Consider the following 14412-nt stretch of genomic DNA (forward strand, 5'->3'; position numbering starts at 1 on the left):
GATCCTTGGTTCGGGGTCGGGCGGTGGGGACTAGTTCTCGGCGTGGGGAACCGTGGGGGATTCCTCCGGGACCAGGGAGAGCCGGGCCCCGTTGACCAGCGCCGCGTCGGCCTCGAACAGGCCCACGACGGCGGTGCCGAAGTCGGCGACGTCCGTGAAGCCGTCGAAGGTCTTGTCCGGCTCCTCTCGGCGCGCGGCCTCGTCCACGAAGGCCTTGATGACGAAGGCCGCCGCGGCGGAGTGCTGCGGGACGGGCTCGGCGCTCTTGCCCGCCTGCGCCGCATTGAAACCGGCGGCCACGGCGCGCGTCCACGCCTCCGCCGCTGCCTTGGCCGTCGCGTAGTTGGCCCCGGAGGCGGTCGGTCGGTCCACGGCCGTGGCGGAAACGATCGCTAGGCGCCCGCGGGGCGAGTGCGCAAGGTCGTCGTAGAAGGCTCGCGAGGTGTTGCGCAGGGTGGTCAGGACGTTCCGGTGCAGGAAGTCCCAATCGCCGTCGGACTGCCCTGCGATGCCCTTGCCGCCGCGCCAGCCACCGACCAGGTGCACCAGCCCGTCGATCCTGCCGTGCGTGGCGTGGACGTCCTCGGCAAGCCGCGAGACCGCCGGTGGGTCGGCGAGGTCGCAGACCAGGCGTCCGGCGGTGAACGGCAGTCGCCCATCCAGGCGCCCGGCATCGGTGCCGACCGCCAGGACCGTCGCTCCGGCGTCGTGCAGGGCATGGGCGGCCGCGACTCCGGCGGCACTGGTGGCACCGGCCACCAGAACCGTCGTGCCGCGCAGTCGGGAGGTTCCAGGCGCTTCCGTCATGCCGCCGAGTCTAGTTCGTGGGGAGCGGCGGTGCCCGTGATTCCCACGGTGGATTCGATGACCGGCTGCATTTTCCGGGACAGAGCCTCGTAGAACATGGACAGGGGGAATTCGTCGTCCATGACCTGGTTGGTCATCTCGCGCAGCGGTTCGGTCAACGGAAGGGCCGCTTTGCCAAGCGCCCAGACGGAGGCCGGGTGCGGCTCCACCGTCCCGGAGACGAGTTCGTAGGCGGCGATCCAGTGCGCCAGCTTGGGACGGTCGATGGAGCGCCAGTAGAGCCGGTCGATGGCCTCGCCGAGGGCGCTCACGACGTCGGGGACGTGGGCCCAGTCGATCGTGAGCCTGGTGTCGGTCCAGTGCAGGACGTGGTGCTGGTGCATCCACGCGAACAGCAGCTGACCGCCAAGCCCGTCGTAGTTGCGCACGCGCGTGCCGGTGATGGCGAAGCGGAAGATGCGGTCGAAGATGATGGCGTACTGCACCAGTTTGGCGTGTCGGCGGGCGTCGTCCCCGGCCGTCTCGTCCGCCTCGATGCGCACGGACTCACGGAACGCCGTCAGGTCGCAGCGCAGCTCCTCGAGTGTGTAGAGGAAGAACGGCATCCGCTGCTTGATCATGAAAGGGTCGAAGGGCAGGTCACCGCGCATGTGGGTGCGGTCGTGGATGAGATCCCACATGATGAAGGTTTCCTCGGCCAGGGTCTGGTCCGTCAGGAGCTCGGCGGCGTCCCGTGGCAGGTCGAGGCGGGTAATGGACGCGGCCGCGTCGACGACGCGACGGTAGCGGGCGGCCTCGCGGTCCTGGAAGATGGCACCCCAAGTGAAGGCCGGTGTCTCGCGCAGGGACACGGATTCCGGGAAGAGGACCGCGGAATTGGTGTCGTAGCCCGGGGTGAAGTCGAGGAAACGCAGTGGGACGAACAGCTTGTTCGAGTAGGCGCCTGCCTCCAGCTCCGCGATGAAGTCGGGCCAGATGACCTGCACCAGAACGGCCTCCACGTAGCGGTTCGACGATCCGTTCTGGGTGTACATGGGGAAAACGACGAGGTGGCGCAGTCCGTCGACGCGGTGCAACTGGGGGCGGAACGCCACCAGCGAGTCGAGGAAGTCCGGCACGCCGAAACCGCCGTCGGACCATTTCCGGAAGTCGCGGGCAAGCAGGTCCAGGTATTCGGCGTCGTGGGGGAAGACCGGGGCTAGGTCCCCGATGGCGGCGACAATCGCGTCGGCCAGACCCGCAGCGAGAGCGAGGTCCGCGGGATCGGCCAGAGAGCCGTCCTTTGCCTGGACCGTTTGGAAGCGGGTGGCCGCGGACTTGAGCGCCAGCCAGCTGGGGTGGGAGACCAGGGCGGCGGAATCCGTGGCCGCTGCGGCGATGGCGGTCTGGGTCATGACGGTGCACCTTCTTTCCGGGGATGCCGTTCGGGGAACGGCGGCTACTGGGTTATGGCCCCAGCGTAGCTTTTGGAAAGAATCGCTGATTGAAAATCAGGCTAAGCGTAAGTAAATTGATTGCTTGCGCTCGCGGTGTCCGGACCCAGCCCCAGCAGGGGCGGGGAACGGGTGCGGTGCCGTCATTCCGCGCCGGCCGCCCGGAGAGTCAGCGACACGGAATTGATGCAGTAGCGCTGGTCCGTGGGGTTGCCGTAGCCCTCGCCCTCGAAGACGTGGCCGAGGTGGGAATCGCAGTTCGCGCACCGGACCTCGATGCGCTCCATGCCCAACTCGGTGTCCCGCAGGTAGCGGACCCGTTCCTCCGCCAGTGGCGCCCAGAAGGACGGCCAACCGCAATGCGCATCGAATTTCCGCTCGCTCGCGAAAAGCTCGGATCCGCACGCCCGGCAGGCATAGACGCCCTCGTCGCGGCTGTCCCAATACCGCCCCGTGAACGGACGCTCGGTCCCGGCCTGGCGCAGGACTCGGTACTCCTCCGCGGAGAGTTCCTTGCGCCACTCCTCATCTGGCTTGGAGACGGGGAAGGGACTCTGGGTGCTTTCGTCGTTGTTGCTCACGTGGTGGACAACGAACGAGGCGCCCGCTCCATTCCCGGCGGGTCCGCCCGCGCGGTCCCCGCTCGGAGGGGCGGTTGGCCGTGCGGGCGCGATGTTGCGATGATGGGCCCATGCGCATCGACACGGCATCCCACCTTTCCCACGGCGGAGCACGGGCGCCCATGCTCCGCTGGGGACTCCTCGGCGCCGGAGTCGGCCTCGGGGCAGGGTCACTCCTGGCCGGAAGCGTGTCCGCGCTCGCCGGATACTTCGCCCGCCAGGTCGTCACCCCCTCGCGGGCACACGCGGAGGACGTGGCCATCCTGGCCGTGGTCCAGACGCCGTCGGGGCTCGAGGTCATTCTTCCGGCGACCGCTCAGACCACGGTCGCCGGAACCTATTCGCTCTTCTTCGACGGCGGACGGGGACATGCGCGCATCGGCGGCATCACCTCGTTCACGCCGGCCGAGGGCACCATCGCACGACGCGTCGAACACGTCTATTCGGGCAATCTGGCCACGGCGGTCCGCGGCCGTTGGTCCGGCGTCGTCTATTCGGCGCCCTCGGACGTTGGATTCGAGGCGACCGACGTCGATGTCGCGGTCGAAGCGGGGTCCGCACCCGCGTGGCTGGTTCCGGGCACGCACCGCGCCGGCACCTGGGCCGTGATGGTCCACGGCCGGGGCGCGGACCGGACCGAGGCGCTACGGGCCATCCCCGCTGTCGTCGGGCAGGGCCTGACGGCCATGCTCGTTTCCTACCGGAACGACGGCCTGGCCCCGGCCGCCACGGACCAGCGCTATGGGCTCGGCACCACGGAATGGCGCGACGTGGAAGCGGCCATCGACTATGCACTCGCCCACGGCGCGCGCGACATCGTGCTGTTCGGCTGGTCCATGGGTGGCGCCATCGCCCTTCAAGTGGCCGACAAGTCCCGCCATCGGCGGCGCATCCAGGCGCTGGTCCTCGACGGCCCGGTCGTGGACTGGATCGACGTCCTGGGCCACCACGCGCGCGTGAACCGGATCCCGGCGTCCGTCGGCCGCCTGGGCCAATGGATGTTGTCGAACGGCGCAGGACGCCGGATCACCGGACTGGCCGCGCCGGTCAACCTCAAGGATCTCAACTGGGTGTCCAGGGCGGACCACCTGCGCGTCCCCACGCTGATCCTGCACAGCGAGGACGACGACTTCGTGCCCGTTGGACCCTCCGCTGAAATCGCGGAGCTCAACCCGGCCATGGTCACGTTCGTCCGCTTCACCCAGGCGCGCCACACCCACGAGTGGAACGTCGATCCCGACCGCTGGGAGTCGACGGTTGCCCACTGGCTCAGTGGCGTGATGGACGCGCCGCATCCGGGCGGCGCCCCACTACCGCCTTCGGCTGAGCGCCCCGAGCGGTAACGCCGGGGAATCCTCAGCGGGAGGCGATCGGCGCCGTGGACCCCGACGAGAGGGCCAGCAGGGTGGCGGGCGATAGCTCGATTTCCAGCCCCCGGCGCCCTCCGGAGACGAACACCGTGGCGTGCGTCAGCACGGATTCGTCGACGACGGTCGGACTGGCGTGCCGCTGCCCGAGCGGGGAGATGCCGCCGCGGACATAGCCGGTGCGTCGCTCCGCGACGGCGGGTTCGGCCATCTCCACCTTCTTGACGCAGAGTGCCGCGGCCAGTGCCTTGAGGTCCAGTGTCCCGTCGACCGGCACGACGCCGACGGCCAGCGCCGATGCACCAGTGACGACGAGGAGGGTCTTGAAGACCCGGGCCGGGGACACCCCGAGCGCAGCCGCGGCCTCGGGGCCGAAGGCGGCGTCGCCGGAAGCGGAATAGTGGCGCAGGGCGTACCGGGCGCAGGCCGCGTCCAGCGCCGAGATGGCGGGCGTGCCGCCATGGTGTCCTGCCGGAGCGTGTCTTTTGGCCACGTCGGACAACCGCCCCTCGGCGTCTTAGAGGACGGGGCCCACGGCCTCGCGGACCTGCCGTTTGATCCGGCCCAGCATTGCCGTCATGCCGCGCATCCGCAAAGGGGTGATGGCCCGCGTCAGGCCCAGCTGGTTGGGCATGTCGTCGGGCACCGCGAGGACGTCGGCGGCCGGCAGGCCGTCCAGCCCCTCGTGCAGGACGCCGGCGAACCCGCGCGTGGTTGGAGCCTCGCGCGGGGCCGAGAAGAAGAGGCTCACCGGTCGGTCGGGACCGTCTCCCACCTCCAGGGTCAGGAAGATGGGGGACTGGCACTCCACCACCTGTTCGAGCAGCTCGGGGTGGTCCGACAGCCGCGCGGGCAACTCGGGGAGATTGTCCGAGAATTCGAGCAGGAGCTCGAGTCGTTCGGGCTCGGCCAGGGCGGAGAAATCGTCGACGATCTCCGCGAGGGCCGCGGGCAGGGCGCTATCCATGCTGGGACACCCGGGCCGCGGGCGCGCTGCCGGCGTCGGCTCCCTTGACGATGGGGACACGCACGGCGTTGCCCCATTCGGTCCAAGAGCCGTCGTAGTTGCGCACCGTCTCGAAGCCCAGCAGGTACTTGAGCACAAACCACGTGTGGCTCGAGCGCTCGCCGATCCGGCAGTAGGCCACCACGTTGTCCCCGGGCTTCAGGCCAGCCTCGTCCAGATAGATCTCCTCCAGCTCCGCGCGGGTCCGGAACGATCCGTCTTCGGCAGCGGCGCGCGCCCACGGCACGGAGGCCGCCGACGGGATGTGCCCGCCGCGCAGCGCACCCTCCTCGGGGTAGGCGGGCATGTGGGTCCGCTCACCGGTGTATTCGTCGGGGGAACGGACATCGATCATGGGGTTGCCGAAGTGCTCGAGGACATCCGGCAGGAACGCGCGGATCGGCGCGTCGTTGCGTTCGGCCACAGGGTAGTCGACGCGGGAGGGGGCGGGCTTCTCACGGGTCAGCTCCCGACCCTCGGAGATCCACTTGTCACGTCCTCCGTCCAGCAGCCGCACATCCTCGTGGCCGAACAGCGTGAAGACCCAGAGTGCGTACGCCGCCCACCAGTTGCTCTTGTCTCCGTAGATGACGACCGTCGTGTCCCGGGTGATGCCGCGCGAGCCCAGAAGTTCCGCGAACTGCTCGCCCTGCACGAAGTCGCGCGTCACCTCGTCGTTCAGGTCGGTGTGCCAGTCGATCTTCAGGGCACCGGGGATATGGCCCGTCGCGTAGAGCAGGACGTCCTCGTCCGACTCGAGCACCACGAGCGATTCGTCGCCGAGGTGCGCGGCCAGCCATTCCGTGGAGACCAGGCGCTCCGGGTGTGCGTAGTCGGAGAACTTGGGGTTGCTGTCTACTGCGATTGGCATGTCCATCCTCTGTTCGTTCGGGAAGTCGTCCTGCCGTTCAGCCTATCGGGATGGCCCGGTGCCGGACCGGCATCGGAGCCATCGGGTGCCACATTTCGCCGATGGCTTGACGCGTTACGTCGGGACGGCTCGAAGCGGGGCGTAAAATCGCTGTGGCGCTCCGAGTGCGCCGCAACCGACACCTAAGGAACCAACGCACCCCGTGGCCCCGATCCAGCACCTGACCCACCGGACCCCCCAAGTGACGCCTGACCAACTGTTGTCCGGCTTCCACCCGTCCCACCGTTTCGGAGAGGTCTCCTTCGACAGCTACCGCCCGGATCCGGCCCAGCCCTCGCAGGCAGGGGCGGTACAGCGACTCCGGGAATTCTCGGAGGGCGTGGGCGCCGGTTCGGGCGGACTCCTCGGACGGTTGTTCGGCGGCAAGAAGAAGAACACCAAGTCCGGGATCTACCTCGACGGTGGTTTCGGCGTCGGCAAGACGCACCTTCTCGCGTCGCTGTGGCACGCGGTTCCCGGGCCGAAGGCCTTCGGGACATTCGTGGAGTACACCAACCTCGTGGGCGCCCTGTCCTTCCGGAAGACCGTAGAGGTTCTCAGCGGCTACAAGTTGGTCTGCATCGACGAGTTCGAACTGGACGACCCCGGCGACACCGTCCTGATGTCGCGGCTGATGCGTGAACTCTCCGACGCCGGCGTTCGGCTGGCGGCGACGTCGAACACCCTTCCCGGTTCGCTGGGTGACGGGCGGTTCGCCGCGGTCGACTTCCAACGCGAGATCCAAGTGCTGGCGGACCAGTTCGATGTGGTGCGCATCGACGGCGAAGACTACCGGCACCGCGGCCTGCCCGACGCGCCGGAGCCGATCGCCGACGACCGCCTGCGCGAGCACGCAGCGGAGCGGTACGGCGGCAGGGTCATGGCGGTCGACTCGTTTCCGGAGCTGGTCCAACACCTTTCCAGCGTCCACCCGAGCCGGTACCGGCAACTGCTCGAGGGCATTGACGTGTTGGTGCTGCACAACGTGCACACCATCACCGAACAGGCCCTGGCCCTGCGGTTCGTCGTGCTGGCCGACCGGCTCTACGACAAGGACGTTCCGATCGTCGCGAGCGGCGCGCCCTTCAGCCAGCTGTTCACGGACGAAATGCTGGCCGGCGGCTACATGAAGAAGTACTTCCGCGCAGTCTCCAGGCTGACGGCCTTGGCGCGCGAGGGACAGCAGGGCGAACAGCTGGTGTAGCGGTCCCGCAGGGACGCTGGATCCGCCAGCGCCATGGACGCGGCATTTCCGAGCGTCCCAAGGAGCGCCAGACCGGCGGCCGCGGCCAGCGCGGCAACGCCCGCGGAGACCGTCCCCAGCAGCAGGTAGACGACGCCGGAGGAGACCGCCGCTACCCACCGGCGGCCGCGGTCGGCGCCGGCTTCCTCGCCCGCGGCGAGTGCGGCGGATATGGCTGCGAGATTGACGGCGTGACCGCCGAACACCGAAGCCGCAATCGTTCCCGCACCCGTTGCGAGCATGGACGCCGACCACGGGGCGCGGTAGCCGAAGCCTGCCAGCACCGTCATGCCGGGGACGTTTTGCGAGGCCATGGTGACGATGAACAGCGGCAGCGCGATCCCGGCCATCGCCTGCAGCGTGAACACCGGCGCAGTGAACTCGAAGCGCGGCAACGCGCTTGCGGGGAGCCCGACGCCGGACGTGGCGCTGGAATAGCCGACGATCGCCAACGTGACCAGCATGGCGACGGGAACGGCCCACCGAGGGTGCCACCTCATCGTCACCAGCCACGTCAGGACGGCCGGCGCGGCCTGCCAAGGCACGGTCGCCGGAGCGGCGAATGGTGCCAGACAGAGCTCGAAGAGCACTCTGCCGAGCATGGCCTGGGCCAGCGGGACCGGAACGGCCGCCACGAGACGTCCCAGGGCTGGAACCGCGCCCGTGACTGCGATCAGCAAGCCACACACGAGGAATGCTCCGACGGCTTCGTTCCATCCGAGGGAGAGCCCGCCCGCGGTCGCGAGCAGTGCGGCTCCCGGTGTCGACCACGCCATGGTGAGGGGGAAGCCTTGTTGACCAGGCCAAGGCGATCCTGCAGACGGCCAAGGCGACGAGTAGCGCCAACAGGCCGGACGCGGCCTGATCGTCTGTTGCGCCGACTGCCCACAGCCCCGCAAGCACGACGGCGAACGACGACGCGAAGCCGGCAACGATGGGCTGGCCATCGCGCAGGGCCATTTCTCGGAGTCTGTGCATGCTCGGTGGGGCCTCCTTCCGGTCGGCGTACGACCGGACGGTCCGCACAGGAACCCGTGCTTTCGCGGGCCCAGTGTTTAACGCCAGTGGGTGCCGGTCCCGCCTCACGGCGGTACCGACACCCACTTTGCCGCACTCTGGGCGGGCTGGCGTCCGTGGACGCCCGAGATGTCTAGGCGGGGGGATTGCCCCTGAGCGTTTCCGCTCTTCGGCCGGCCGGTTCGCCGGCCCCGCCCCTGAGTTTCTCGGCCTTGCCCTTGAGCTCGTCATATGCGGTCAAGTGGCACCTCCCTTCACTCGGGGAGCCAGAAGTGCTCCCGCCTGCAACCATCTTATTCGGTGTGAGCCTGGCCACAAGAGCCCAAGGGGCCCAAGCGCAAAAAAGCCCCGACCGTGGGCCGGGGCTTTTTTGTGTCATGCAGAATCGGAGCGGACAACGGGATTCGAACCCGCGACCTCCACCTTGGCAAGGTGGCGCTCTAGCCAGCTGAGCTACGTCCGCCTGCGTGCCGGGACATTTTGGGTCTCAACACAAAAGAATCTCCGCCGGGACGGAGATTCCTCGTGGGCGATACTGGGATCGAACCAGTGACCTCTTCCGTGTCAGGGAAGCGCGCTACCGCTGCGCCAATCGCCCTTGTCAGGGTGCAATCCTACTGTATGCGAGGTGGGGACGGGATTCGAACCCGCGTGGACGGCTTTGCAGGCCGCTGCCTAGCCACTCGGCCACCCCACCATATCCTGGAACGGTGACCCGAACCCGGTTGCCGACAAGTCGACCTCTACAGAGTAATGCGAGCGGACAACGGGATTCGAACCCGCGACCTCCACCTTGGCAAGGTGGCGCTCTAGCCAGCTGAGCTATGTCCGCATGATGAAAAATCTGCCCGAAAACGGGTTGTTTCCTTGCCCGTTCCCGTGCTTTCCAACGAGTAAAAACTCTATACGACGTTTCGCCGTTCCTCCAAATCGACGGATTCCGGAACGTGTCGGCGTTGGTTTCGGTCGGGCTCACGCGTCCCCCTTGGGCGGATCCAACCCGTCGGCGGGGCGTGCCAGAATCGATGTCATGACGTCACCGGCTCTCGCACACCAGACCTCCTTCGGCCGCATGTACTCCCGCCGCACCGGCGGCCTCCCGGAGGTGCCCTCGATCACCACGGTCATCGGGCAGGCGGCCTCCGGCATGGACGGCTGGATCGGACACATGGCCGCCACCGCGGTCGTGCAGGACGCCCGCCTGGCCGATTCCGTGGGGAGCCCCGCGAAACTACGGACAGTGGCCCGCGACGCCTCCAGCGCGGCCGAGACTTTCCGCGACGCCGCTGCCCGGAGAGGGGATCGCGTGCATGGGTACTGCGAACAGGTGGCGCTGCGCGCCCTCGGCAAGCCGCACGCGGCCGCCGAACACCGGGCGAGTCTGGAGGAGCACGGCGAGGGCGCCTTCGCGGCGCGCTTCGACGATTGGTGGGACGAGTACCGGGTGGTCCCCTTGGCCGCCGAAGTGACCGTGTGGAACCACCAGGTAGGCTATGCCGGCACGCTGGACCTGGTGGCGGAAATCGGAGGACGGCTCTGTCTGGTCGACTACAAGACCAAAGGCACCGGACGGGACGGGCGCGTCAAGCAACTCGACCCCAAGGTGGTGATGCAGCTCGCGGCAGGCTACAAGGCCGAGGAAATGGTGGTCGATGCGGAGACGGGCACCTGGGAACCTTGGAAATACGGGGCGGACCCGATGCTGCTGGGCGTAGCCATCGGCGAAACGGAGGTGGCTTCGATGATGGCGAACCCGGCGGTGCTGCCCGCCTATTGGAAGCGATTTTGGGCCCTCCGGCAGGTGTGGGAGGCCAACATGAAGGTCGAAGACGCGGGAATCGCACTGCGTCCCATCGGCCCCCCGCCGCAGGCCGCTCCCGCGGCCGACACCGTGGCCGCCCCGCCGGCGGGAGCCGCCGGACAGTAGAATGGCAGGGCACCGCGACCCCACGGGGGCGCGGCGAAGGGATCCAGAGCACATTGCCGGTACGGCCGGCGGGAGGAGTTCACGCCCCATGGCGGTCTTGGGAATTCGAATTGTCGGCGATCCGGTCCTGAGGACGGCGGCCGAGCCCGTGACGGACTTCGGTCCCGAGTTGCGCAGGCTGGTGCGGGACATGGACGAAACCATGGAGAACGTGGAGGGCGCCGGACTCGCGGCGCCGCAGATCGGCGTCGGACTGCGCGTCTTCACCTTCCAGATAGCGGGTCGCCGCGGTCACATCGTCAATCCGGTTCTGGAACTCAGCGAAGATTTCCAGGACGACCATGTCGAGGGCTGCCTGTCCATCCCGGGCCTCGGATACCCCGTCCGGCGCCGACGCTGGACGCGCGCCACCGGCCTCGACGCGGACGGCAACGAGGTGGTCGTCGAGGGCGAAGGCATGCTCGCACGCTGCCTCCAACACGAGACCGACCATCTCGACGGCGTCCTCTACATCGATCGGCTCGCGGGCGAGGACAAGAAGGACGCACTGCGGCGCATCCGCCGTGCCAACTACAACGACGTCGCCGGCGCCACAGTCGCCTCCCGCGCCAAATCCGTCGGATCCAGCTTCGGGACCAGCCTGTGAGGGTCCTGTTCGCCGGCACGCCGGCGGTTGCGGTCCCGTCGCTGGACCGCCTGCTAAAGGACGGGTTCGACGTCGTCGCGGTCCTCACGCGAGAGGACGCGCCCCAGGGGCGCAAGCGCATCCCCGCACCGTCGCCCGTGGCTGCGCGCGCGGAGGAACTCGGCCTTCCGGTGATTCGAGCCAACCGCATCGACGCCGTCGCCCAGGACGCCATCCGGGCCGCCGCGCCCGATGTGGCGGCGATCGTTGCCTACGGCGCCCTGGTGCCTCCCGCCGCCTTGTCCATCCCGCCGGCCGGATGGATCAACCTCCACTTCTCGCTCCTTCCGGCCTGGCGCGGGGCCGCCCCGGTCCAGCACGCGGTCATCAACGGCGACGAGATCACCGGTGCCGTGACTTTCCAGTTGGAGGAGGGCCTGGACACGGGGCCGGTTTTCGGGACCCTGACCGAGACAATCCTCCCCGGCGACACCTCGGGGGCGCTGTTGGAACGCCTGTCCCACAGTGGCGGCGTCCTCTTGGCGCAGACCCTGGCGGGTGTGCGGGACGGGCGGTTGACGGCCGTACCCCAATCGGGAGAAGTCACCCACGCGCCGAAACTGCGCCTGCAGGACGGGCACGTTGACTGGTCGCAACCGGCTCTGGCCATACGGCGGCGCATCAACGGGACAACACCCGAACCGGGCGCATGGACCGGGTGGAAGGGGCAGCGCTTCAAGCTCGGGCCGGTGCGCCCTGAACCCGGGGAGAAGGACCTCGCGCCCGGCGAGATCCGGGTTCTTCCCGGGAAACAGCCGGTGGTGTTCGTCGGCACTGGATCGCATGCCGTCCGGTTGGGAACCGTACAGCCGGCGGGCAGGAAACCCATGGCCGCCGCCGAATGGGCGCGAGGATTCGAAAGCGCCCCACTGGATGGCGAAACGGCAACGAAGGTGGAATTCGAATGAGCGAACAACCGCGTGGACGCGACCGGCAGGGAGCCGGAGCCGACCGCCAGCGCCGCAACGAGCAGGGGCGCGAGCGAAACCGGGGCGGTGGCGCCGAACGCCGGTTCAGCGACGCGGCGCCGTCGGCGCGCAAGCGTGTGGCGGATCCGGCCCGGCTGACGGCCTTCGAGGTGCTGCGTGCCGTCTCGGCGGAGGATGCCTACGCGAACCTCGTGTTGCCGGCGCGCATCAGGGAACGTGGACTGGACCGCCGGGACGCCGGTTTCGCCACCGAGCTCGCCTACGGGGCGCTGCGCGGACAGGGGCTCTACGACGCGGTGCTCGCCCGCTGTGTCGACCGGCCCCTGGACCAATTGGATCCCGCCATCCTCGATGCCCTGCGCATCGGGGCTCATCAGGTGCTGGCCATGCGCGTGCCCACGCACGCGGCCCTCGATGAGACGGTGTCCTTGGCCCGGGCCGTGATCGGAGCGGGACCCTCCGGCCTCGTGAACGCCGTCTTGCGCAAGGTCACCGCCCACGACCTGGAGAATTGGACCGCGATCCTGCTGGAGGGAGTCGAAGACCAGGCGGCCCGCGACGCGCTGGCCCACAGCCATCCCGAGTGGATCGTGCGTGCGTTGCGCCAATCGCTCGTCGCGCACGGCCGCCCGGCGGAGGAGATCACCGAGCTGCTCGAGGCCGACAACCTGGCGCCCGTGGTGAACCTTGTTGCTCTGCCCGGGCTGGGCAACCTCGATGAGGCCTTCGAGAACGGTGCCGAGCCCGGAGAACTGGCACCCGATTCGGCGTACTACGCGGCCGGCGACGTGTCCCGGTTGCGCTCGGTGAAGTCCGGAACCACCCGAGTGCAGGACGCCGGGTCGCAACTCGTGGCGCGCGCCCTGGCGGAACAGCCGATCGAGGGACGCGACACGGATTGGCTGGACCTCTGCGCGGGCCCGGGCGGCAAAGCGTCCCTGCTGGCCGCACTCGCTGCCGAACGCGGGGCCGAGCTCACCGCCAACGAGCCGGCCCCACACCGGGCCGAGCTGGTCCGCCACGCCATGGCCGCCGTGCCCCGGGACGCGTGGGCCGTGGTCGTCGGCGACGGCAGGCGGTACTCCGGGGTTCCCGCCGACGAACGGTTCGACCGGATCATCGTCGACGCTCCGTGCAGCGGCCTCGGCGCCCTGCGCCGGCGACCGGAGTCCCGCTGGAGGAAGACGCCCCGCGACATCGCCGAGCTGACGATCCTCCAGGGTGAGTTGCTCGATGCCGCTCTCGCCGCCGTGCGCCCTGGGGGAGTGGTGGCCTATGCGACGTGTTCGCCGCACCCGGCGGAAACCGTGGCCGTGGTGGAAGACGCACTGCGCCGCCACCCTGACGCGCGACTTCTGGACACCGGGGCCGCGATCGAACGCGTGAGCATCGCGGAGGTCGCGGCCGCGCAGTCCCTGGGCGACGGCACAACGGTGCAGTTGTGGCCGCACGTCCACCGCACCGATGCCATGTTCCTGGCACTGATCACCATCGACGAGCCGGGCGCCGCGCCGGCGGAAACGAAAGGCTGACCGATGAAAGACTGCCGGATCCACCCGAGCATCCTCTCGGCCGACTTCGCCAACCTCGAATCTGAGCTGGCGCGCATCCACACCGCCGACGCGGTCCACGTCGACGTCATGGACAACCACTTCGTGCCCAACCTGACGCTGGGACTGCCGATCGTCAAGCGGCTGGCCGAGGCGAGCCGACTGCCACTCGACGTCCACCTGATGATCGAGGACGCGGACCGTTGGGCACCGGACTACGCAGAGGCGGGCGCGGCCTCCGTGACATTCCATGCCGAGGCCTCGTCGGCGCCGGTGCGATTGGCGCGCGAACTGCGCGGTCTGGGCACGCGGGCCGCCATGGCCCTGCGACCGGCGACGCCGGTGGAACCGTACCTGGACATGCTGCCCGAACTCGACATGTTGCTGCTGATGACGGTCGAACCGGGATTCGGCGGGCAGGCCTTCCTGGAGATCGTGCTGCCGAAGATCCGGCGGGCGCGGGCGGCCATCGACGGCACAGGCCTTCCCATCGCCCTCCAGGTGGACGGGGGGATCACCCGCGAGACGATCCTGCGGGCGGCCGACGCCGGCGCGGACGTCTTCGTCGCCGGATCCAGCGTGTACGGAACCGGAGATCCGGCCGCGGCCGTCGACACATTGCGCAACGTCGTGGCATCGGGCGACGCGGCCGTATGATTTAATCGTCAAACACAACTACACGTGCTCCGGGGTCGGTGTAAGTCCGAACCGGCGGTTATAGTCCGCGACCCAAACCGCTTCGGCGGGATGGTTGAATCGGTGAAATTCCGATACCGACAGTTAAAGTCTGGATGAGAGAAGCACGTACAAAGTAGGTTCGCTGGTTTCGGCGCACCCCTCTCTGGGGACGCTGGCCATCCGCGCCGAACTGTCGTATCCCCCGGAGCCGCCGCGGCTCAACGAGGAGGAACGATGGAC

14 protein-coding genes, 4 tRNA genes and 1 riboswitch are annotated in these 14412 nt (G+C 68.7%); of the genes, 7 read left to right on the plus strand and 11 right to left on the minus strand.

Annotation, left to right across the window (positions count from 1 at the left end):
* Positions 1-30: 30 nt before the first annotated feature.
* The 3 genes from AC0QSG_RS01725 to msrB all read right to left on the minus strand — a co-directional run bounded on the left by AC0QSG_RS01725 (position 31) and on the right by msrB (position 2821).
* Entirely contained in the window at positions 31-807 is a 777-nt protein-coding gene (locus AC0QSG_RS01725; protein WP_475376453.1) for an SDR family NAD(P)-dependent oxidoreductase, read from the minus strand.
* Complete coding sequence (locus AC0QSG_RS01730) at positions 804-2201, minus strand: DUF6421 family protein (RefSeq protein WP_475376454.1); 1398 nt, start codon at positions 2199-2201, stop codon at positions 804-806. Before AC0QSG_RS01730 ends, AC0QSG_RS01725 begins: the two co-directional genes overlap by 4 nt.
* A 182-nt stretch (positions 2202-2383) precedes the next feature.
* A complete protein-coding gene (msrB, locus tag AC0QSG_RS01735) occupies positions 2384-2821 on the minus strand; it encodes a peptide-methionine (R)-S-oxide reductase MsrB (protein ID WP_475376455.1) in 438 nt (145 codons plus the stop codon).
* A 110-nt stretch (positions 2822-2931) separates the two neighbouring features.
* On the opposite strand from msrB, the gene AC0QSG_RS01740 reads away from it, so the two are divergent.
* A complete protein-coding gene (locus AC0QSG_RS01740) occupies positions 2932-4203 on the plus strand; it encodes an alpha/beta hydrolase family protein (protein WP_475376456.1) in 1272 nt (423 codons plus the stop codon).
* A gap of 13 nt (positions 4204-4216) precedes the next feature.
* On the opposite strand, the gene ybaK is transcribed toward AC0QSG_RS01740, so the two are convergent.
* The 3 genes from ybaK to AC0QSG_RS01755 are packed head-to-tail and all read right to left on the minus strand — an operon-like array spanning position 4217 to position 6104.
* Complete coding sequence (gene ybaK, locus AC0QSG_RS01745) at positions 4217-4720, minus strand: Cys-tRNA(Pro) deacylase (RefSeq protein ID WP_475376457.1); 504 nt, start codon at positions 4718-4720, stop codon at positions 4217-4219.
* 24 nt (positions 4721-4744) lie between these two features.
* Complete coding sequence (locus AC0QSG_RS01750; protein ID WP_475376458.1) at positions 4745-5194, minus strand: SufE family protein; 450 nt, start codon at positions 5192-5194, stop codon at positions 4745-4747.
* Entirely contained in the window at positions 5187-6104 is a 918-nt protein-coding gene (locus AC0QSG_RS01755; RefSeq protein ID WP_475376459.1) for a sulfurtransferase, read from the minus strand. Before AC0QSG_RS01755 ends, AC0QSG_RS01750 begins: the two co-directional genes overlap by 8 nt.
* Positions 6105-6306: 202 nt before the next feature.
* On the opposite strand from AC0QSG_RS01755, the gene zapE reads away from it, so the two are divergent.
* Positions 6307-7347, plus strand: coding sequence for a cell division protein ZapE (gene zapE, locus AC0QSG_RS01760; protein WP_435725997.1), 1041 nt, complete (start codon positions 6307-6309; stop codon positions 7345-7347).
* Here the strand turns inward: zapE and AC0QSG_RS01765 are convergent.
* The 5 genes from AC0QSG_RS01765 to AC0QSG_RS01785 form a co-directional block, all read right to left on the minus strand.
* On the minus strand, positions 7266-8162 hold the full coding sequence (locus AC0QSG_RS01765) for a benzoate/H(+) symporter BenE family transporter (protein WP_475376460.1): 897 nt from the start codon (positions 8160-8162) through the stop codon (positions 7266-7268). The genes zapE and AC0QSG_RS01765 overlap by 82 nt on opposite strands.
* A 630-nt stretch (positions 8163-8792) precedes the next feature.
* A tRNA-Gly gene (locus AC0QSG_RS01770) sits at positions 8793-8866 on the minus strand.
* A 63-nt stretch (positions 8867-8929) separates the two neighbouring features.
* Positions 8930-9001, minus strand: a tRNA-Val gene (locus AC0QSG_RS01775).
* A 28-nt stretch (positions 9002-9029) separates the two neighbouring features.
* Positions 9030-9100, minus strand: a tRNA-Cys gene (locus tag AC0QSG_RS01780).
* A 61-nt stretch (positions 9101-9161) separates the two neighbouring features.
* Positions 9162-9235 (minus strand) — tRNA-Gly (locus AC0QSG_RS01785).
* A gap of 198 nt (positions 9236-9433) precedes the next feature.
* On the opposite strand from AC0QSG_RS01785, the gene AC0QSG_RS01790 reads away from it, so the two are divergent.
* The 5 genes from AC0QSG_RS01790 (at position 9434) to rpe (ending at position 14151) form a co-directional block, all read left to right on the plus strand.
* Complete coding sequence (locus tag AC0QSG_RS01790; RefSeq protein WP_475376461.1) at positions 9434-10330, plus strand: cytochrome; 897 nt, start codon at positions 9434-9436, stop codon at positions 10328-10330.
* An 88-nt stretch (positions 10331-10418) separates the two neighbouring features.
* The gene (gene def / locus AC0QSG_RS01795; protein WP_475376462.1) at positions 10419-10976 is read left to right on the plus strand and encodes a peptide deformylase; all 558 of its coding nucleotides are present in this window, start codon (positions 10419-10421) and stop codon (positions 10974-10976) included.
* On the plus strand, positions 10973-11923 hold the full coding sequence (gene fmt, locus AC0QSG_RS01800; RefSeq protein WP_475376463.1) for a methionyl-tRNA formyltransferase: 951 nt from the start codon (positions 10973-10975) through the stop codon (positions 11921-11923). Before def ends, fmt begins: the two co-directional genes overlap by 4 nt.
* Complete coding sequence (locus tag AC0QSG_RS01805) at positions 11920-13476, plus strand: RsmB/NOP family class I SAM-dependent RNA methyltransferase (RefSeq protein ID WP_435726002.1); 1557 nt, start codon at positions 11920-11922, stop codon at positions 13474-13476. Before fmt ends, AC0QSG_RS01805 begins: the two co-directional genes overlap by 4 nt.
* 3 nt (positions 13477-13479) lie before the next feature.
* Complete coding sequence (rpe, locus tag AC0QSG_RS01810; protein ID WP_435726003.1) at positions 13480-14151, plus strand: ribulose-phosphate 3-epimerase; 672 nt, start codon at positions 13480-13482, stop codon at positions 14149-14151.
* Positions 14152-14171: 20 nt separating this feature from the next.
* Positions 14172-14302, plus strand: a riboswitch (FMN riboswitch).
* Positions 14303-14412: the final 110 nt, after the last annotated feature.

It is taken from the genome of Arthrobacter sp. LT660 (genome assembly GCF_056172845.1).